Genomic DNA, 18,515 nt, shown 5'->3' with positions numbered 1-18,515 from the left:
TGCTATTAAACCTTGGCGGCGGAGAGGCCGGCCAGGTAGCCAGCAGCTTTGTCCGGATACATGAACCAGTCCTGGAATTCCGGGGGGTGGTTGAAGCCGTTGGCGAACCGGTGGGCAATGGCCGGCTCGCTGTTCGCTGCGCCCAGGAGTTCAAGGACGTGGGGCGGCGGCGGGGCCAGGAGGGCATTTGTCCAGTGTGCAACGTGCTGGGCGTAATCCCAATAGCGCTCGAAGGTGGCCTGCATGAACTCTGCGTCGTAGGCTCCATTGTCCTGCCGGATGATGCTGTCCAAGTATGACGCCGCACATTTGCTCGCGTTGTTGGACCCTTGTCCGGTGATGGGGTCGTTCAACACCACGACGTCGGCCAGGCCCAGTACCTGACGGCCGCTCGGCAGCGTGGCAATCGGGTGGCGGACGGTGGGTGCGAAGCGGCCTTGGAGGACGCCATGGGGATCGGTGAGTTCCACTTCGGTGGCCCGTTCGGCTTCCCACGGCAGGAACGTCTGCAGGATGTTCGTGGAGTTCTCCAGGTGCTCCTCGGGAGAGAGGCCCTTCCACGTGTCCATTGGGCCGCCCGGAACGCCTTCGAAGACCATGATTTCGCAGGGGCCGGTGGTGGTGAGGGCGGGGAAGACGAAGTACTCGCCAACTCCGGGGATGAGGTTGAACGAGACGGCCGAGTACTCTTCGCGGGGCTTCAGGCCTTTCACGTAGGTCAAGGCAAGGGCGCGCTGCGGGGCGTCGTAGGTGCTGCGTTCGGCGTCGCGGGTGAAGAGTTGCGCGATCTCGCCTTTACCGGCTGCCACGATCACCAGGTCTGAATTCTGCGTGTACTTTTCCAGCTCAGCTACGCCGGCGTCTTCGAAGACCAGCTCGCCGCCCCGCGCGGTGAACTCCTCCATGAACTTGGGGAACTTCACGCGTTGATCGATGGACTTGGCGTGGTTGTCCAAGCGGGAGGCCCAGCTGATGGCCTTCTCACCCGGTAGTTCGGGGTGGGGAATGGTGAAGGAGATGCCGTCCACGGTGGGGGCATCGGGCCAGAAATCCAGCCCCAGGGACCGCTCGTGTTCCAGCGCGTTGTGGAAGATGCACTGGCTGGAGGCCACCTTTCCTTCCTGGATCTCCTGCGGTGTGCGGTTGGAGATCGTGGTGACGTGGAATCCGGCGTCCAGCAGACCGATGCCCAGCTGCAGTCCGGACTGGCCTGCACCCACGATGGTGATGTGGCGTTGCGTCATGGTGTTGCCCTTTTCTCTTGGTCTGTATGGGTGTGGGTTTGTTTTGCGGTTGTCAGTTGGCGGCGAGCAAGGGAATGGTCTCTTCGGCGCGTTCGGGTCCCAAAGCGGAGTAACCGCCGTCAACGGCCCAATCGGCGCCGGTCACGAAGCTCGCTTGGTCGCTGGCGAGGAACGCGACGACGTCACCCACCTCGTGCGGGCGGCCGACGCGTTTGAGTGCGTGGAACGGAGCGGCCACGGAATCTGTCTTCTCAAGGTTCCCGTTGCTGAGGGAATCCATGATGTTGCTCCACACCCAGCCCGGGCTGACCGAGTTGACCCGGATCCCGTCCGATGCGAAGTCCACCGCCATGCTGCGGGTCACCTGCACCAAAGCAGCCTTGCTGGCGGGGTACAACCAGCGGCCTGTCTGCGCCACGGAGCTGGAAATGGACGTGAAGTTGATGATGGCGCCGTGCCCCGAAGCCTTGAGGTAAGGGCGGGCCGCGTTGCTCGCAACTACGGCGCTGACGAGGTTGACGTTCAGTGCGTCGAGCCAGTCGGCGCGGCCGGAAGCTCCGCCATCGTCCTTGTAGGTGCAGGCGAGGTTTACCAGGATGTCCAAGCTGCCGTGTCGGGCTAGGGTCCCGCTGACGAGCTGGTTCACGGCGTCATCATCAGTGATGTCAGTGTGGGAGTAGGTGATTCCTTCGCCCAGCCCGGCGGTGAGCGATGCGCCGTCGGGGTCTATGTCCGCCACCACCACCGTGGCTCCGGCGTCCCGCAAAGCGGTGACCACGCCCTGGCCCACCTTGGTGGCTCCACCGGTGACGATCGCTGTCCTGCCCTTGAGTGCTGACATGTGCCAAACCCTTTCCCGCGATGATGATGTTACGTATATATGACGTGCGTCATATTCGTCCTGCAAGCGACTCTAGGCAGTCGTGGTCGTTCGGAATATCCACGTGGCGCGAGGATTATCCGAATTACGCAGGGTCTTCCTCTTCTTCGTGCCAGCCAACCCAGGCCGCGGAAGTGAGGTGGGTTTCCCTGGCCTGAAGCTCCGCCGCCCAGAGTTCGAAATGACTCCGATCCCATTCATCTCGGCGGTCATGCACGAGCTTGATGTTCTTCACTAGCCCTCACCTCGCTTCCGTCACTGTTGTGGTTCTGTGAGCTGCGTCATACTTGTCTTAAAAGCGACTCTAGACAGTAGCTGCACTCCGGAATATCCGCTCGGCGCGGGGATCATCCGAAAAGCGAAAAGACCCCGTGCAGTGGGAAAACCGGTGAAGTAGGTGGCGGATGGTGAGGATTCTTCCTCGTGACGTTCTGCGGGGGCTGCCCACCATGGCCACCACCGACGTGGACCAAGCGCACGCCAAAATTGCTGAGCTGTTTTGCAGTCACGAACTGTCGCCGCGAACGCGCCAGTCCTCTGTGGATATGAAGCTCCGCTCCCTCCACCGCGGCGATGTGGGGATCGAGTTCCTGGACTACGGCGCGGACGTCCGGATTGCGCCGGAGGGCCTCCAGGACTTCCACCTGGTGCAAATCCCGTTGACGGGGCACGCGTCCATGAAGGTGGGCGCGAGCACAGTGCAGTCGAGTCCGGCGATGGCCACTGTTCCTCCGCTCGACAGGCCCTTCTCCATGAGCTGGGACAGCGGCAGCCCGCACCTCATTGTGTACGTGCGGCGGGCAGCGCTGGAGCGGGTGGCGTGGCAACTCAACGGCGCGGCGCCTGGTGAGCTGGGCTACGGCATGGACCTTTCAAGTGCAGCCGGTCGCGCGTTCTTGAGGGCCGTCGTCGAACTTCATGACGACATGATCAGCCAACCGCAGTCCGCGGCTCCCGCTTTTGTGCAGGGTTTGTTGGCGGACAGCATGATCTCGCGCTTGCTGATGGCGATGGAGTCGCCCGGCGTGGAGGCCCGGGACGCGGCTTCGGAGGGCCGGTTGGTCCGCGATTGCCGCGAACTGTTGGAAAAGCACGCTTTCGAAGAACTCACTGTCCCGGACATCGCCGAGTGCCTGGGCGTTTCGGTCCGCACGCTGCAAACTGCCTTGCGGGCGGAAACTGGCGCGACGCCGTCGGAGTTATTGCGCAGTATCCGGCTGGATCGAGCCCGGGAGATGCTGCTGGAAGCGAGCCCGCGGGAGCAGAGTGTCACGGCCGTCGCTGAGTTGTGCGGGTTCACCCACCAAGGGCGCTTCTCTGCGCTCTACGTGAAGGCCTTCGGCGAGCTGCCCAGCGAGAGCTTGCGCCGCTAGGCAGGAGGCGGAGACTATTCTGAATCGCGCAGAATGCGGGGCAGGAATCCCAATTGATCCAATTCCCGAACCAGAAGTGGCGTTAGTTCACTCGGGGCCAGCCGAAGCCGGTAGGATCTCTTCCCCTTGGCGATCGGTTCAATGACGCCGCGGTCCAGGAGCTTTCGAATGTCTTGACTTCGTGTCGCAGCTGAACCTGTGAATGCTGAACTAAGGTCTGCGGCCTTCACGTCAACTTTGCGCGCGATGATGGTCAAAGCCAGGGCTTCGTCCGCCGTGAAGCGCGACGAGGCGAGGCCTCTTGCGATTGCGGGAACCAACAGGCCTTCCGTAACGAAGTCCTTGTCACCGAGTTTCGCCAACCTTCTGAGGTCTGTCAGTAGTCCTTCGAGGACATACGTCGACCAGCGAATCAGGGACTCGGGTTCGAGGGAATCGGCGTCTTCGAGTCGTTCGTAGTAGAGGGCGCGGTTCTCCCCAAATACGGCCGTTGGGTTCAGCGCCCGGTATCCGGCGGTGTCGGAGAACCCTTGCCGCCGCATGGCGGCGTAAGTCATGAGTCTCCCGACGCGACCATTGCCATTGCCGAAAGGATGAATCCAGACGAACCGATGGTGGGCAAGCGCAATCTTGAGGAGCTCGTAGTTTTGATCTACGTCCGCATTGATGAAGTCGAGGAGTGCCGTCATGTCTCCGTGCACGCTCCCTGGCGAGGGTGGCCGGTGCGATGAACCGCTGATGGTGACATCGGCGAGCCTGTAGGCACCAGGTGTGCGGTCCCCTTCACGTTCCAAACCGGCCACGGAGATGCGGTACAGCTCCCGGACAAACCCGTGTGTCAGTATCGTCCCCCGGCCGACCGCGGAGTCGACGAAAGCCGTTGCTTCTTGGAGCTGGACGATCTCTTGAACACCGTCGTCCCGCTTGATGTCGGCTCGGTCCGCGAGCTGAACGCCTGCAACAGCATCCACAATTGACGTGCGATTGCCCTCGATGCGTGCGCTCATGATGCTCGACAGCAGTTGAAAGAGTGTCCGCAACTGTGTGAAGACCTCGGGAGCGGTGGTTCCTTCACCTAAATCTGCGCGAACCCGTTCAAGGTCGATGATGGCTTTCGCCAGTGGAGAGCTAAAGGGGAACTCGGGAAAATCGAGTGGGTTCACGGGGAGAATGTTCCATAGAGGTTTCCAACAATTAAGAGCATGGCCCGATTATTCCCTAGAAATCAGTGATTTCGCTAGACCCGGCCCGTGCAGGAATTAAATTATCCGGGTCCAACAATTAAGGCGCCTGTGCCAGCTACGCCTCCAGCACGTACGTCTTCAGGTCGTCCAGCGTCTGCTGCATGTGGGCGTCCATGGCCAGGCGTGACTCGTTGGGATTCCGGGACTCCAAGGCCGTGGCGATTTTCCTGTGGTGGCCGATTGCGTGTTCCTGGATCTCCGGGAAAGCCGATGTTTCGGTGCGGCGGGCCTCGAGGACCCGGTGCAGCGGTTCAAAGAGTACAGCGACAAACACGTTGCCGGAGGCGTGAAGAATCACGTCATGGAAGGCGAGGTCGGCTTCCACGAAAGCCGCGAGATCGTTGACTTCGTGGGCGGACTGCATCTTGTCGACGTGTTCGCTGAGTGCCGTGAGTTCGTCGTCAGAGATACGTTCGGCGGCGAGTTCGCAGGCGCCGGTTTCAAGCATGCGGCGGAGCTCGATGAGTTGGATCGCGGCGGCTGCGTCCTTGGTTCCCTCAGATGCCGCCCGCAGTACGGCTTCCAGCGATGCCCACTGGTTCAGGGGATTGACGAACGTGCCGCGGCCGCGCTCCACGCTGAGAATCCGCTGCGCTTCGAGGGTCTTCATGGCCTCACGCACGGTCATGCGGCTCACCTCGTGCTTGGCGCTGAGCTCAAGCTCACCGGGGACCACCGTTCCGGGTGGAAATTCACCCGCGATGATGCGGTCCAGCAACTCATCAGCGACGACGCCGACCAGCGACTTGCGTGCCATGTATCCCCATTTCCTGTACTCCGGCCATCCTCCGTCCCGCGTCTTCCCGGGGCGGGATGGTTGTCAGACATCTTACGCTGGCGGAGGCCAGCTCGTTTCCCAAAATTCCTGCAGCGCCTTGGCACATTCCTCCGGCTTCTCCCAATGGACACTGTGGCCCGCGCCGGGAATGGCCTTCAATTGGCGCCTCGGGCCTGCCGACACGAACGCGGCCATCTGGTCGATGGACCGCACCCGGTCCCCAACCCCGGCGATCACCAGCAGGGGCGCGTGGACGCGCCCGGGTACTGAAGGTTCGACGCCGGTCATGGCGGCCTTGCCGCTGGGGCCAAGAATCGAAAATGGAACGTCGAACCCCTTGCTGAGCTGCTCCTTGTCTCCCTCGGACAAAGGGCCGTACCAGGCCTCCATGCACTTGGCCCTGGTTTCGGCATCCAGAAAGCCCTGGCCCCATTGGGACTGCAACATGGACCGGAATCCTTCATTGGGAGGCGCCGGCACCATGCCCACCAGCGTTACCGTGGCCACCAGATGCGGGGAATCCGCTGCCAATGTCAGGGCCACGCTGCCGCCCAGTGAGTGCCCCACCACGTGCGCAGGACTCCCGCCCAGCCGGTCAAGCGCGGCCGCTACCGATGCAGCCGCGGAGTCCAAGGTCCACGTGAAATCCGGCCGTAGTTCCTCGCCTGGGTGGTAGCCAGGGAGGTCGAGAATCCAGACTTCACGGCCGGCGTCGAGCAGTTCCTTGGCCAGGGGTTTCCAGTACACCGAAGAGGACGCCCAACCGTGGATCAGCACTGCGGGAACCTGCTGACCTGCGGGAATGGCGGGAGTGAGGACGTCCACGAAAGGGAGGGGAACCACGCTGTCGGCCATGCCCCCAGCCTAGTGACGCTGAGCACCTTGCGCGCTGAGGAGCCGTGTGTCACACTAATTCAAATGTTAGATGTCTGACATCTTACATTCATTAAACCGCTACACAGATTTCCCACGATGGAGTGCACAGTGACCCTTGAAGCAGACGTTCTGGCCGCCTTCCCGGCGGAAGTCCAGATTCCCGCTCAGCTGGTAGCCGACGCCGTAGCCGCGTCCGCTGCCACCACCCCGCGCGTTCTGGTTGTCCTCGACGACGACCCCACAGGCACGCAGTCCGTTGCGGATCTCGCCGTGCTCACCCGCTGGGAGGTTGAGGACTTCACCTGGGCCTTCACCCACATCCGTGAGAACCAGACCCAGGCCGCCGTTTACGTCCTCACCAACACCCGCAGTCTGGACCCGGCCGAAGCCGCGGCGCGCAACGAGGAAATCGTGCGCAACGCACTGTCCGCCGCCGCAGGCACCGTCCAACTCGGTTTTGTCAGCCGCAGCGACTCCACCCTCCGCGGCCACTACCCGTTGGAGCCGGACGTCATCGCCGCTACCGTGGCCGCCGCGACCGGCGAGCCCACTGACGGCGTAGTGATCGTTCCGGCATTCCCCGACGCCGGCCGCGTCACCATCGGCGGCGTGCACTACATGAGGGGAGACGCTGGCACACTCACCCCTGTGGCCGAGACGGAATTCGCCAAGGATGCGAGCTTTGGCTTCAAGAACTCCGAGATGGCCAAGTATGTGGAGGAGAAGTCGCAAGGCCGTTTCCCGGCAGGCGACGTCATCGTCCTGGACCTGAACATCATCCGCGCCGGAGCTTCCGCCCAGGACCCCACCATCTCCGCCAAGGCCATCGCCGACGCCCTGGAGCCCGCCACCAACTCCACCCCGATCGTGGCCGACATCGTCACAGAGAACGACTTCCGCGCCCTCGCACTGGGCCTTGAAGAAGCCGAACGCCGCGGCAAGAAACTCCTCTACCGCGTGGGTCCGCCGTTTGTCCGCGGCCGGATCGGCCAGGAAATCCGCACGGCATTGACCTCCGAAGAAGCCTTCGCGGGCAACACTCCCTCCACTGCCGGCGGCATGATCGTGGTCGGCTCCCACGTTGGCGTCACCACTCGCCAGCTCAATGACCTCACAGCCGCGCACAGCTCCGCGCGGACCATCGAGATCGACGTCGAGAAACTCATTGCAGGAACCGAAACCGCTGGTGAAGCAGAAGCCGGCGCCTACATCGGAACCGTCGTCTCCGACGTCGTCGATGCCCTCCACCACGGTGACGTCATCGTCCACACCAGCCGCCTGCTCATCAAAACCGACGACGCCGCAGCAAGCCTGAAGATCGCCCGCACCGTCTCCGCCGCCGTCGTCGCTGTGGTGAACCGGACCCTGAAAACCTTCCCGCCGCGGTTCGTCATCGCCAAGGGCGGCATCACGTCTTCGGATGTCGCCGCCCACGGCCTGGAAATCCGCCACGCAATCGTCCGCGGCCCCATGCTGCCGGGCATCGTCTCGCTCTGGGAGCCGGTGGACGGCCCCGCCAAGGGCATCCCGTACATCGTCTTCGCGGGCAACGTCGGCGACGACCAATCCCTGACTGAAGTCACCCGCAAGCTCAGCGCCACCTTCTAACAGCCAAAATTCACTGGAGAACACCATGACCAGCAGCAACTACACCGTCACCGTCCTGGGCCTCGGCGCCATGGGCCTGCCCATGGCAACCCGTCTCGCGTCCGAGCTCACCGTCCACGGCTTCGACATCGCCGAGCCGCGACTGGAACTCGCCGCAGCCGCCGGGATCAAGACGTTCGCTTCAGCCCGTGAGGCCTCCGATGGCGCTGACGCGCTGCTCCTGGCCGTCCGTAATGGCGAGCAGCTCAACGATGTCCTCTTCGGCGAGAACGGCGTTGCCTCGGTGTTGAAGCCCGGCGCCGTCGTGATCCTCGGCAGCACCGTTGGCACCGAAGCCATCCCCGCCACGGTGGAAAAGCTTGCGGAATACGGTGTGGCACTGGTCGACGCTCCCCTGTCCGGTGGACCCAAGCGTGCAGGCGAGGGCGACCTGCTGATCGTCGTGGGTGCAGAGCCCGAGGCACTCGAAAAGGCCCGTCCCGCACTCGAACTGCTGGCCTCCACCCTGAGCATCGTGGGTGACAAGCCCGGCGACGGCCAAGCACTCAAGACCGTCAACCAGCTCCTCTGCGGTGTCCACATCGCCGCCGCTGCCGAGGCCATGGCCCTTGCCGACGCCCTCGGCCTGGACCAGGCGAAGACCCTCGCCGCCCTCGAGGCCGGAGCCGCCGGTTCCTTCATGCTGTCCAACCGTGGTCCGCGCATCCTCGAGGCCTACTCCGAAGACGGCGCCGAGGTCCTCAGCCGCCTCGATATCTTCGTCAAGGACATGGGCATCGTGGGTAAGGCGACCCGCGCCGCCGGCCTCGCCGCACCCGTTGCCGCCGCAGCTGAACAGCTCTACCTTCTCGGCCAGGCCCAAGGCCTCGCCGCCGCAGACGACTCCGCCGTCATCAAGGTTGTGGCGCCCGCAAAGCGCACTGCCTAACCTCCCCACAAGAACCCGCGACGACGGCGATCCCCCCTTCGCCGTCGCCGCCACCTCCCGCCGGTCTTGCCTAGACTGGTATGTCAAAGGAGACACCCCCAATGAATCCCCTCGTTAACTCGTTGATGGTTCAGGCGGCCGACGCCCCCGCCATCAAACCCGCAGTCGAACTGGGAACACCCCTTCTGCTGACCATCGCCGCAGCCGGAATCGCCTTGCTGTTGGTGCTGATCATCCGCTTCAAGATCCAAGCTTTCGTGGCCCTCCTGGCCGTCAGCATCCTGGTGGGTGTTGCCGCGCAGATTCCACTCAAGGACATCTTCACCGTAGTGACCACCGGAGTTGGCAGCACCATGGGCAAGGTCGCCCTGCTGATCGCCCTCGGTGCCATCCTCGGCCGCATGATCGAGGTTTCCGGGGGCGTGCAGTCCCTGGCCACCCACTTCACTGAGAAGCTCGGCGCCAAGCGCGTCGCTGTCGCACTGACCGCCGTCGGCTTCCTTGTGGCGATCCCCGTGTTCTTCGAGGTGGGCGTGATCGTCCTGGTCCCGATCGTCTACGCCTTCGCCAAGATCGCCAACGTTCACCCCATCAAGTTCGGCCTGCCCATGGCCGGCATCATGCTTTCCATCCACGTCGCTGTCCCGCCGCACCCGGGCATCGTTGCAGGTGCGGGCGTCTTCGGCGCGGACATCGGGCTGATCACCATGATCTCCCTCATCATCTGCATCCCCCTCGGATTCCTGTCCTACTGGGTTGCCAGCATCATGAACCGCAAGGAATACGAATTGCTGCCCGGCGTCAAGCAGCAGGTTGACGAGTTTGGCTCCGACTCTCTGGTCCACGTCGGCCACGACGGTCCCGGCGCCCGCGCCATCGCCCCTCCGCGTCCCGGCCTGATCATGTTTCTGATCGCTGCTCCCATCGCCCAGATTCTCCTCGGCACCGTTGGCACACTGACCATCCCCAAGGACAACTACTGGTACGGCGTGGCCGCGTTCATCGGCAATCCGTTCTTCGCGCTCCTCGTAGCCGTGGCCCTCTCCTTCTTCCTGCTTGCTGTCCGCCGCAACTGGTCACTCAAGGAAACCGGCGAGATCTTCGAAGGCGCATTGCCTCCCATCGCTTCCATCCTCATGGTTGTTGCCGCAGGTGGCGTGTTCGGCGAAGTCCTCCGCACATCGGGCATCGGCGCGGCCCTTTCCCACACCTTGGACAGCCTCGGCCTGCCGGTGATCGTTCTCGGCTTCATCATTTCCCTGGCATTGCGCGCCGCCCAGGGTTCGGCAACCGTCGCCATCGTGACCACTACCGGCCTGCTGACCTCCGCGGTCATGGAAGGCGGTTACACACCGGCCCAGATCGCCGTGATTGTTATCGCGATCGGCTTCGGCTCGCTGGGCCTCTCCCACGTAACTGACGCCGGCTTCTGGACCGTGATCCGCTACTACGGCCTCACCGTGTCCGACGGACTCAAGACCTGGACCGTCCTGACCACCATCCTGGGCCTGGCCGGCTTCGCACTGACCTACGTTGCGTGGATCCTCGTGGGAGGTTTGGCCCACTGATGCGCACCAACCTCGATCACCTGGTCACCTCTGCGCTGGCTGATGGCTCCGCAGTTCCGGCTTTCACCTGCTACGACTTCACTACCGCCCTTGCCGTTGTTGCGGCCGCTGAGGATGCCCGTCTGGGCGTGATCCTGCTGGTCGCTCCGAAGACTGCGTCCACTGCCAATGGACTGAGGCTCATCACGGCCCTGCGTGGCCTGGCTGACTCCGCGAGTGTCCCGGTCTCTGTGCAGCTTGACCACGCTTCGGATCTGCAGGTCATTCGTGATTCTGTGGCCGCCGGTGCTGACTCGGTGCTCGCCGACGGATCGTCCTTGCCCTACGAGGACAACATCGCCCTGGTCCGTGAAGTCCGGGCCGCGCTGGACGCCCAAGGTGCTGCCGACGTCGTGATCGAAGCGGAACTCGGCGGCCTTGCCGGCGACGAGGACAGGGCGTTCGGTGCTGACAATCCAGCGCACGACGCCGGAACGCCAGGTGCGGGACTCACTGACCCGGCGCAGGTGGCTGACTTCGTTGAACGAACCGGCGCGCAACTCCTGGCCGTTGCGGTGGGGAACGTGCACGGCAAGTACAAGGGCGAGCCCGCCATCCGTTGGGACGTACTGCAGGACGTCGCAGCACGGACCGACGTCCCTCTGGTACTCCACGGTGCCTCCGGCATACCCGCCGATCAGCTCGCGAAGGCCCCTTCGCTGCGGGTTGGCAAAGTGAACTTCAACACTGAACTGCGTACCGGAATCCTGTCCACGCTGGAATCTGAAACCGCAGCGCACAGGGCCGATGGCGAGAATCTGCAAGGCCTGCTGTCCAAGTGGAACGTCTCTGCGGCGACCTTCGCCGGCGCCACACTGGAGTTGCTCAGCGCCTGACGGGCAGCGCGGCACCCAAGACCGGCATGACAGGGAGGCTAGGATCAAACCATGATCCTGGCCTCCCTGATTTTTGCGTCGATAGCTGCCCTGCTCCACGTTTACATCTTCACTATGGAGTCCATTACCTGGACCAAGCCCAAGACCTGGAAAACGTTCAGCATCACCTCCCAGGCTGATGCGGAAACCACCAAACCGCTCGCGTACAACCAGGGCTTCTACAACCTCTTCCTGGCCATCGGCGCCCTGATCGGCATCGTCGCAGTGGCCATGGGGGCCCCGCAGGTGGGCTGGACCCTGGTCTTCAGCAGTTGCGGCTCCATGCTTCTGGCAGCCTTGGTCCTCGCCGCGAGCGGCAAAAAGTACCTCCGCGCAGCAACCCTCCAAGGAACCACGCCGCTGCTCGCCGTCGTGCTTGGTGTGCTGGCCGTGACGCTTAGCTAGGACTCTGGCTCTCGGCTAGGATTCCGGCGGCCCGTCCTGGGCCGCGGCTTCGTCCATCCACACCACTTCCCAGTGGTGCCCATCCAAGTCACGGAACGCCCGGCTGTACATGAACCCCATATCCATGGGGTCGTAGGTTTCGGAGCCACCCGCATCAAGGGCCTTGGTAGCCAGGGCATCCACGTCTTCACGGCTGTCGGCAGAAATAGCGACTATTGCCGCCGTCGAGTTTTGAGTGTCCGCGATGGGCTGCTTGGTGAACTCCGCAAACTTCGGGTGGGTCAGGAGCATGGCGAAAATGGTGTCGCTGAACACCACGCAAGCGGCGGTCTCATCGGTGAAGTTCGGATTGATGGAGTAGCCAAGTGCCGTATAGAAGGCCTTGGATGCCTCGAGGTCGCTGACGGGGAGGTTCACGAAAATAGAGGTAGTCATGGCTTCGATCCTGCCGGTGATTTGCCGCCTCGTCCAGACCCCGGTGTCCTGTTGTGGATACCTTTAGGGTGCTTTCCTCCACAGCGGAAGGGGCACTACGGACAAACTGCGTCCCGTCGCGTCAAGCAGATGGCCCAAACGCTTGTAGGTGCGGACAACCGCCTGCCGGGAAATCACTGTGCTGCCCGGGGCGCGCTCTGCCAATTCCCGTTCGAATGCCTGGACTTCCAAATAGTCGCGCACCCACAACGTGACCACCAGGTTCTGCGTTCCCAGCACTTGGGCGCTGAGGCGGCAGTTGTTTTGTGCAGCGAAGTAGCGGCCTATGTCGTCAACGTATTGCGCCGGGATGTTGAGCATGAGCGTGACCTCCCGCAAGCCTCTGTTCGCTGCAGTGGAGGCGTCGCACCTCAGCGTGACGTAGCCGGACGCCAGGAACCGCTCCACCCGGCGTCGTGCCGTTTGCGGTGAAACGCCACAGGCGGCACCCAGGTCGGACCAACTGGCCCGGCCGTCTCTGGCCAGTTCTTCCAGAAGGGCGGCGTCCAATCGGTCAAGTGAGTACCCCGCCGGCATGACCTTGGCCTGCGATGAGACCAGCCGTGCGCGAGCGGGTTCCAGGGTCCCACTACGCCATTCCGAGGCCTGCCGGTACAGCTTGGTGACGAAAACGACTTCGCGGTGAGTGACCCCCGGAAGCTTCGGAAAGGAGTCCGTGACAATGTCCATCAGTTCCTCGTGGCTCGACGCGAAGCAATCCATGAACACATCGTGCGCGCCGGTAACCATCGAAACCGTGCCGAAGGCGGGTTCGGCACAGAGTCGTTGGATCAGTGTCTCTGTTTCGCCGGGGAGCGAAGAGAGTTGGATGAATGCGGACCAGCCGGCGTTGAGGTAGCGCTGGCCTGGAGACGGCGTAATCCATGCCAGCCGCCCCTCGATCAAGGCTTGCCAGCGACGGGCCACCGTTGGACCGGACAGCCCCAGCGCATCTGCAACCCGACTCCATTCCGCCCGCGGATTGATCTGAAGGGCATTAATGATTTCAAGATCAAGCTCGGTAATTGTGGCTGATTCGTTCAATATTTGCTGCCTCATGTTGATTCTGAACAATCCAGAGGCAAGTGTAATCGAGGGCTCTAACGTTGTGACTCGCATCACCACAAGCGCATCCGGCCATTTCAACCGGCACAACACCCAAGGAAACACATGGCAAGCAACACAGCATCAACTGCGGCAGCGGCCACCACCCGCAGGGCCATAGCGGGCATGATCCTGGCAATGGCGCTCATCGAGTCGCTCAGTGGCGTCACCCAGGGGTACCTGAACCCCATCCTGCCTGCGCTGGGACCGGTCTTCGAGATTGACGACCCCACCATCAACGGCATTTTCCTCATCTCCAACGTCAGCTTCGCTGTCCTGACCCCAATCATTTCGAGGCTCGGCGACAGCTACGGTTACCGCCGTGTGCTTCGGTTGTCGACGGGTGTAGTGACTGTCGGTGTCCTGCTGATGGCATTGTGGCCATCGCTGTGGACGGTGACCCTGGGCGTCGTCATGCTCACCTGCGTGGTGGGTTTCATCCCCCTGATGATGGGAATCCTCCGCGTTACCAGCCCCGCCGGCACCCGCACGGGTGTCAGCGTCATGATCGGCATGCTCATGATCATGGTGGGCGCTGGTGGTTTGCTCGCCGGGATCGTTGGAGTCACGGATCCCACCTTGGGGTTCTGGGTCGCTGTGCCATTCGCAGTGATCGCCTTGGTTTGTTCCTTTTTACTGCCCGACGCCGGGATCCCGACTCGTGAGGGCATCGCCCTGGCCCCGCTGTTGGCATGTTCGCTCGGTCTCATCGCCTTTGTTGTGGCACTCTCCATGGCGCCGGAATGGGGATGGCTGGACGCCCGCACGTTAGGGGCAGGTTTGCTGGGCTTCGCACTGCTGGCCTATTGGGCCAAGCGCGACTACAGCGGTGGTGCCGGAAAGCGGTTCATGGACTTGCGCATGCTCGCCAATCCGCGGATCCGAGTGGTTTCCTTGGCAACGTTCTTCTTCGGCTTTGCCTCTATCAGCTACTTCGGCACCAACGGGATCTTCCTGCATTCCAACCCGGACAAGACCGGCTACGGGTTTGGCCTCAGCCCCCTGATGATTGCGATCATTCTGGCCTTGGCTTCTGTTCTTTCGCTGGTGTCCTCATTGATGACGGCAAGGGCCTTGCGACTGTTCGGTGAGCGGGCCACGCTCGTTTTTGCCGGCGTCATGTTGGCAGGCGGATTCCTGGTCATGATGATCGCCCATGGTTCCTTTGCCGGCTACTGCCTCGGCTTCGCGATGTTCAACCTGAGCCTTGGAATGTACCAGGCTGGAACACGCTCCCTGTCGGTGGAGGGCGTTGCTTTGGAGGAAACATCGACGGCCGCAGGGCTTAATGAACTCGCCCTGTCCGTTGGCATCGCTGTAGGAGCAGCCGTGGTCAAGCTGTTGTCGTCAGCCTCAGTGGATTCCGGGCGCATCACGGAAGCCGGATTGCTGACCATATGGGGAACATTGGCCTTCGCGGCCCTGATCGCTGCTGCGGCCAGCGCCCGGTACCCGAAGCGTCAGGCTGCAGGGGTGACGGCATGACCGCCGGGGCGAACAGCGGGACCCGTGGGGCCGCCGTCGTGATTGCATCCCAAGGCGATCTTCACACCTTGCTGGAAAATGAACTGCAGCGATGGAAGCCCGAAATCCTGGACCTGAGCCATGCCATCCATGCGGACCCGGAGGTTGGGGGGCAGGAGTTCCGAGCGGTCAAACGCGTTCAAAGGGTGCTCCGAAAAGCCGGGTTCAGTTTCGATGAAGCCCAACCGACGCAAGGCACCGCCTTCAGCGCAAGCTGCGGAAGTGGGGAACTGGTGGTGGCGCTCTGTGTGGAATACGACGCCTTGCCGGACATCGGCCATGCCTGCGGCCACAACGTCAACGCGGCAAGTGCGGTGGGGGCGGCCTTGGCCTTGGCCGCAGTGGCCGGGGAACTCGACCTTACCGTCAGGGTCTTCGGCACGCCGGCGGAAGAGACCACAGGAGGCAAAGTGGACTTGATCGATGAAGGCTTCTTCGACGACGTTTCCCTCGCCATGATGGTCCACGCCGGCGCAGCCGATGTGGTGGGTGGCTCATCGCTGGCGATGTCTATGTGGGACGTGCTTTTCGAAGGTCGGCCAGCACATGCAGCAGCGGCACCCCATCAAGGCGTCAATGCTCTGGACGCACTGGTCATCGCACAGACGGCCATTGCTTTGGCGAGGCAGCAACTCCCGACAGGATCGATCGTGTCGCTCATTGTCACCGAGGGTGGAACAGCTGTTAACGTCATCCCCGAGCGGGCACGGGCGAGCGTGGAAATGCGGGCTCCTGGAATCGACCAGTTGCGCCTGATCCAGGACAACATCAGGCGGTGCCTGGAAGCCGGCGCCCTGGCGAGCGGGTGCACACTGCAGGTGACGCCGAAGGGCAACGATTACGCAGAGTTGCGCCAAGATCCGTTCCTCACCCAGGCCTACAGACAAGCCATGCAGGCGAAGGGCAGGGAGGTAGCCTTCAACGCGGCTCCTGTGGCTTCCACGGATATGGGCAATGTTTCCCAGATAGTACCGTCCATCCACCCGGTGGTGGGTTACGACGTGCGGGGCGCCGCCCACCACACCGCCGAGTTCGCGGCTTTCGGAGCTTCAGCCGGAGCGGACACGGCCGTTCTGGACGGTTCCTTCGGCATGGCAGCGGCGGCATGCGCAGCCGCTCGAGACCCGGAGCAGCGGAGACTCCTGCTGGGGGGTGGCCGGGACTAAACCGGCCCGCCTGCTGGCTCCGCCCCTTCGACGGGCGGACAATGGAGTCAACACGCAGGTGCGTGGGTTCCAAGGGAGAGCCATGGAGCGGGAATGGCAAGCGCACCCCGGCGCACACCGGGACACGGTGGCGCAGAGGGATCCGGCGATCGACCTTGTCCGATTCACCTGCCTGCTCCTGGTGGTGGCAGCGCATTGCATGATGGCCAACCCTGTTCTGCAGAAGGACGGCACGGTCACCACGGAGAACGTGCTCATGGAGCAAAGCTGGTTTACCCCTGTGGCCTGGGCCCTCATGATCGTTCCACTGTTCTTCGTGCTGGGCGGTGTGACGGGCTTGCAGTCGTGGCGGCGCCTGAAAGCACGCGGCGGTACCGGATTCGACTTCGCCCAACTCCGGCTCCTCCGACTGGTCCGCCCTGCCATGGCATTGCTCGCCGCCATGTGGGGAGGGCTGTGGGTCGCGCTGCTGCTGGGTGTCCACCCCCAGGTCATTCAGCTCATGACAGCCGGCGCCGCCATGCCGCTGTGGTTCCTGGCCGCCTACCTCACGGCCCAGCTCAGCGTTCCATTCCTGGCCAGCTTGCACGAACGCGCACCATTGCTGACCTTCGCCGCGTTGGTGGCGCTGATCATCACGGTCGACTCCCTTCGAGGCGCACTTCCCGTGCTCGCGTTCACCAACCTGATCTTCGTGTGGTGCGCGGTCCAGCAATTGGGTTTCCTGATGGCGGATGGCTTCTTCGAACAGCGCAGCCGTACCTGGCTGGTGGGTGTCATTGTCACCAGCAACCTGTTGTTGGGACTGGTGACGGGGGTGGCGGTTTACCCGGGAAACATGGTGGTAAATATCAATCCACCCAACATGTGCTTGCTGCTGTTGGGCGTCTCGCAGGTTGCGACACTTCAGCTGCTCCGGAACGGCATCACCTGGCTCGCGGGAGTCCGCTGGATCCAGGCGGTCATTGCCGTGGCCGGCCGCAGGTCCATGACGATTTACCTGTGGCATCTTCCGTTGCTGGTGGGCATGTCAGGGTTGTTGTTGCTCACCGACGTGCCCAAACCCGTAGGTGGCACGCCGGAGTGGTGGTGGGCCAGGATTCCGGTTTTCCTTGCCGTGGTCGCGTTGCTGGTGCCGGTGGTGTGGCTTTGTGGGTGGTTGGAGAACCGTCCGACGGCGGCAAGCCACGCGCGGGGTCCCTCGCGTGCCGCTGTGGCGACGGCCGCCGTCGTCGTTTTGATCCCGCTTGCGGACGCCGCGTTAAACGGCCTGACACTTGCCTTGTTGGGTGGGGGAGCGGCGTGCTTTGCCCTTTCAGTCCTGTTGCTGGGGAGGGTTCCGACGCCGGTGCTGCCGCCATCGTCTGGAGTGGAGGTCCCGCAGCACCGCGTAAGAAGGGTGTCCACGTTGCCAGAGCCAGGTTTAAGTGCCAATCTCGAACCATGACCGAGTACACGGATTCACTGGCAGAATCGTTCCGTCCTGGCGTCACCACGGTGCGCAACGATAAATTCCACCGCTATGAGCTGCATGTAGACGGCGAGTTGGCCGTGATTTCACAATTCCTTGATCGGCCCGGTCACATCGACTTCATCCACACAGAAACCAAGCCCGGGTTTAACGGCCAAGGCCTGGCTAAAGTCCTGGCGCACTTCGCGCTGGACGATGTTGTGGCATCCGGCAAGCGCATCATCCCGCATTGCCCGTACATCGCCGCGTACCTGACAAAGCACGAGGGCTACGAACAGGATGTTGATTGGCCTGCCGAGAAGCCGGTAGGCGAACCGGACAACGAATAGGACCTACGCGGGCGTTGGCTGCTCCGCTCTCTTCCTTCGTTTAGGCAACTGGCCCGCCCTGTCCGCCGGGAAGGGCCAGTCCGTCCGTGCGCCGCTGAGGGACACGATTGCGTCATTTTCATCGGAAACCACCTGGCCGCGGCAGGTGGCATGGACCTGCATGGCGCTGACCAGGCTGCCCCCATGGATATGGTCTGCGTCGGTCACCAAATACGCGAAGCTCCGCATGACGGATTGGCCGGGAGCCAGAAGCGCGATCCGAAGATCGCGTTCCACGGGTTCCGAGGTGTACTGGAGGATCTCCATGCCCTCGTTGGTGAAGGAACGCGGCACCAGTGTCACGTCCCGCAGGTGGCTTGCGGAGCTGTTGGTAATCCATGCTGTGAAGATGACGGTGTCTCCCGGAATGGCTACGGGGCGGTCCGCTCCATAGACCAAGGTGGCACGCCCTGCTGTCTTCTTACGGGTGAGCGGCGCTGATCTGTGGGGCGGCAATCCACGAACAATCCCGCTCGGTTGTCGTGTTCCGTCCTTATGGACAGCGCGCATCAGTTTCAGGAGAGGGCGCGGGCGGCGGATGTCCATCATTCCTCGATTCGCACCAGGGTTCAGAAGTGTCATGTCTATTA

At 62.8% G+C, this 18,515-nt stretch carries 18 protein-coding genes; 10 read left to right on the top strand and 8 right to left on the bottom strand.

The window, feature by feature from the left end; all coding sequences use genetic code 11:
* Positions 1–5: 5 nt before the first annotated feature.
* Both RQH14_RS02135 and RQH14_RS02130 read right to left on the bottom strand, forming a co-directional pair.
* Positions 6–1,244 carry a styrene monooxygenase/indole monooxygenase family protein gene (locus RQH14_RS02135; RefSeq protein WP_311211689.1) on the bottom strand — a complete coding sequence of 413 codons (1,239 nt, stop codon included), beginning with the start codon at positions 1,242–1,244 and terminating at the stop codon, positions 6–8.
* Between the two features lie 52 nt (positions 1,245–1,296).
* Positions 1,297–2,085, bottom strand: a complete 789-nt coding sequence (locus RQH14_RS02130) for an SDR family oxidoreductase (RefSeq protein ID WP_311211688.1) — start codon at positions 2,083–2,085, stop codon at positions 1,297–1,299.
* A gap of 443 nt (positions 2,086–2,528) precedes the next feature.
* Here RQH14_RS02130 and RQH14_RS02125 point away from each other — a divergent pair, with 443 nt between their 5' ends.
* Positions 2,529–3,497 (top strand): AraC family transcriptional regulator, encoded by a 969-nt coding sequence (locus RQH14_RS02125; protein WP_311211687.1) that lies wholly within the window; start codon positions 2,529–2,531, stop codon positions 3,495–3,497.
* Positions 3,498–3,511: 14 nt separating this feature from the next.
* On the opposite strand, the gene RQH14_RS02120 is transcribed toward RQH14_RS02125, so the two are convergent.
* From RQH14_RS02120 to RQH14_RS02110, 3 genes are all read right to left on the bottom strand, one after another.
* A complete protein-coding gene (locus RQH14_RS02120; RefSeq protein ID WP_311211686.1) occupies positions 3,512–4,660 on the bottom strand; it encodes a Fic family protein in 1,149 nt (382 codons plus the stop codon).
* 136 nt (positions 4,661–4,796) lie between these two features.
* Positions 4,797–5,498, bottom strand: a complete 702-nt coding sequence (locus RQH14_RS02115) for a FadR/GntR family transcriptional regulator (protein WP_311211685.1) — start codon at positions 5,496–5,498, stop codon at positions 4,797–4,799.
* Positions 5,499–5,570: 72 nt separating this feature from the next.
* Positions 5,571–6,374 carry an alpha/beta hydrolase gene (locus RQH14_RS02110; RefSeq protein WP_311211684.1) on the bottom strand — a complete coding sequence of 268 codons (804 nt, stop codon included), beginning with the start codon at positions 6,372–6,374 and terminating at the stop codon, positions 5,571–5,573.
* Between the two features lie 129 nt (positions 6,375–6,503).
* Between RQH14_RS02110 and RQH14_RS02105 the strand changes: the two genes are divergently transcribed.
* From RQH14_RS02105 to RQH14_RS02085, 5 genes are all read left to right on the top strand, one after another.
* On the top strand, positions 6,504–8,003 hold the full coding sequence (locus RQH14_RS02105) for a four-carbon acid sugar kinase family protein (RefSeq protein WP_311211683.1): 1,500 nt from the start codon (positions 6,504–6,506) through the stop codon (positions 8,001–8,003).
* Between the two features lie 25 nt (positions 8,004–8,028).
* Entirely contained in the window at positions 8,029–8,931 is a 903-nt protein-coding gene (locus RQH14_RS02100) for an NAD(P)-dependent oxidoreductase (protein WP_089593287.1), read from the top strand.
* A 101-nt stretch (positions 8,932–9,032) separates the two neighbouring features.
* Entirely contained in the window at positions 9,033–10,499 is a 1,467-nt protein-coding gene (locus RQH14_RS02095) for a GntP family transporter (protein ID WP_311211682.1), read from the top strand.
* Positions 10,499–11,374 carry a class II fructose-bisphosphate aldolase gene (locus RQH14_RS02090; RefSeq protein ID WP_311211681.1) on the top strand — a complete coding sequence of 292 codons (876 nt, stop codon included), beginning with the start codon at positions 10,499–10,501 and terminating at the stop codon, positions 11,372–11,374. Before RQH14_RS02095 ends, RQH14_RS02090 begins: the two co-directional genes overlap by 1 nt.
* A gap of 51 nt (positions 11,375–11,425) precedes the next feature.
* Positions 11,426–11,818: a DUF1304 domain-containing protein gene (locus tag RQH14_RS02085; protein WP_311211680.1), complete on the top strand. Its 393-nt coding sequence runs from the start codon at positions 11,426–11,428 to the stop codon at positions 11,816–11,818.
* A gap of 15 nt (positions 11,819–11,833) precedes the next feature.
* Here RQH14_RS02085 and RQH14_RS02080 read toward each other — a convergent pair whose 3' ends face one another.
* Both RQH14_RS02080 and RQH14_RS02075 read right to left on the bottom strand, forming a co-directional pair.
* Positions 11,834–12,253, bottom strand: a complete 420-nt coding sequence (locus RQH14_RS02080) for a VOC family protein (RefSeq protein ID WP_311211679.1) — start codon at positions 12,251–12,253, stop codon at positions 11,834–11,836.
* Between the two features lie 63 nt (positions 12,254–12,316).
* Positions 12,317–13,351, bottom strand: a complete 1,035-nt coding sequence (locus RQH14_RS02075; protein WP_311211678.1) for an Lrp/AsnC family transcriptional regulator — start codon at positions 13,349–13,351, stop codon at positions 12,317–12,319.
* Positions 13,352–13,462: 111 nt separating this feature from the next.
* Here RQH14_RS02075 and RQH14_RS02070 point away from each other — a divergent pair, with 111 nt between their 5' ends.
* The 4 genes from RQH14_RS02070 (at position 13,463) to RQH14_RS02055 (ending at position 17,886) form a co-directional block, all read left to right on the top strand.
* Positions 13,463–14,881 (top strand): MFS transporter, encoded by a 1,419-nt coding sequence (locus RQH14_RS02070; RefSeq protein WP_311211677.1) that lies wholly within the window; start codon positions 13,463–13,465, stop codon positions 14,879–14,881.
* A complete protein-coding gene (locus RQH14_RS02065) occupies positions 14,878–16,086 on the top strand; it encodes an amidohydrolase (protein WP_311211676.1) in 1,209 nt (402 codons plus the stop codon). Before RQH14_RS02070 ends, RQH14_RS02065 begins: the two co-directional genes overlap by 4 nt.
* An 82-nt stretch (positions 16,087–16,168) precedes the next feature.
* Positions 16,169–17,533 carry an acyltransferase gene (locus RQH14_RS02060; protein ID WP_311211675.1) on the top strand — a complete coding sequence of 455 codons (1,365 nt, stop codon included), beginning with the start codon at positions 16,169–16,171 and terminating at the stop codon, positions 17,531–17,533.
* The gene (locus tag RQH14_RS02055; RefSeq protein WP_311211674.1) at positions 17,530–17,886 is read left to right on the top strand and encodes a GNAT family N-acetyltransferase; all 357 of its coding nucleotides are present in this window, start codon (positions 17,530–17,532) and stop codon (positions 17,884–17,886) included. Before RQH14_RS02060 ends, RQH14_RS02055 begins: the two co-directional genes overlap by 4 nt.
* A 3-nt stretch (positions 17,887–17,889) precedes the next feature.
* Here the strand turns inward: RQH14_RS02055 and RQH14_RS02050 are convergent, their stop codons facing one another.
* Complete coding sequence (locus RQH14_RS02050) at positions 17,890–18,507, bottom strand: hypothetical protein (RefSeq protein ID WP_311211673.1); 618 nt, start codon at positions 18,505–18,507, stop codon at positions 17,890–17,892.
* Between the last annotated feature and the right edge of the window lie 8 nt (positions 18,508–18,515).

Origin of the sequence: Arthrobacter sp. WCS2018Hpa-7 (genome assembly GCF_031843805.1) — a bacterium.
In the GTDB taxonomy this organism is placed as follows: Bacteria; Actinomycetota; Actinomycetes; order Actinomycetales; family Micrococcaceae; genus Arthrobacter.
The sequence above is the reverse complement of the archived record's forward strand: the minus strand, read 5'-3'. Positions and strand labels throughout refer to the sequence as shown.

What these genes read in the sequence shown, in the direction of transcription:
- RQH14_RS02135 (WP_311211689.1), bottom strand. Translation starts at nt 1,244, where the DNA reads ATGACGCAACGCCACATCACCATCGTGGGTGCAGGCCAGTCCGGACTG.
- RQH14_RS02130 (WP_311211688.1), bottom strand. Translation starts at nt 2,085, where the DNA reads ATGTCAGCACTCAAGGGCAGGACAGCGATCGTCACCGGTGGAGCCACC.
- RQH14_RS02125 (WP_311211687.1), top strand. Translation starts at nt 2,529, where the DNA reads ATGGTGAGGATTCTTCCTCGTGACGTTCTGCGGGGGCTGCCCACCATG.
- RQH14_RS02115 (WP_311211685.1), bottom strand. Translation starts at nt 5,498, where the DNA reads ATGGCACGCAAGTCGCTGGTCGGCGTCGTCGCTGATGAGTTGCTGGAC.
- RQH14_RS02110 (WP_311211684.1), bottom strand. Translation starts at nt 6,374, where the DNA reads ATGGCCGACAGCGTGGTTCCCCTCCCTTTCGTGGACGTCCTCACTCCC.
- RQH14_RS02100 (WP_089593287.1), top strand. Translation starts at nt 8,029, where the DNA reads ATGACCAGCAGCAACTACACCGTCACCGTCCTGGGCCTCGGCGCCATG.
- RQH14_RS02095 (WP_311211682.1), top strand. Translation starts at nt 9,033, where the DNA reads ATGAATCCCCTCGTTAACTCGTTGATGGTTCAGGCGGCCGACGCCCCC.
- RQH14_RS02090 (WP_311211681.1), top strand. Translation starts at nt 10,499, where the DNA reads ATGCGCACCAACCTCGATCACCTGGTCACCTCTGCGCTGGCTGATGGC.
- RQH14_RS02085 (WP_311211680.1), top strand. Translation starts at nt 11,426, where the DNA reads ATGATCCTGGCCTCCCTGATTTTTGCGTCGATAGCTGCCCTGCTCCAC.
- RQH14_RS02080 (WP_311211679.1), bottom strand. Translation starts at nt 12,253, where the DNA reads ATGACTACCTCTATTTTCGTGAACCTCCCCGTCAGCGACCTCGAGGCA.
- RQH14_RS02075 (WP_311211678.1), bottom strand. Translation starts at nt 13,351, where the DNA reads ATGAGGCAGCAAATATTGAACGAATCAGCCACAATTACCGAGCTTGAT.
- RQH14_RS02070 (WP_311211677.1), top strand. Translation starts at nt 13,463, where the DNA reads ATGGCAAGCAACACAGCATCAACTGCGGCAGCGGCCACCACCCGCAGG.
- RQH14_RS02065 (WP_311211676.1), top strand. Translation starts at nt 14,878, where the DNA reads ATGACCGCCGGGGCGAACAGCGGGACCCGTGGGGCCGCCGTCGTGATT.
- RQH14_RS02060 (WP_311211675.1), top strand. Translation starts at nt 16,169, where the DNA reads ATGGAGCGGGAATGGCAAGCGCACCCCGGCGCACACCGGGACACGGTG.
- RQH14_RS02055 (WP_311211674.1), top strand. Translation starts at nt 17,530, where the DNA reads ATGACCGAGTACACGGATTCACTGGCAGAATCGTTCCGTCCTGGCGTC.
- RQH14_RS02050 (WP_311211673.1), bottom strand. Translation starts at nt 18,507, where the DNA reads ATGACACTTCTGAACCCTGGTGCGAATCGAGGAATGATGGACATCCGC.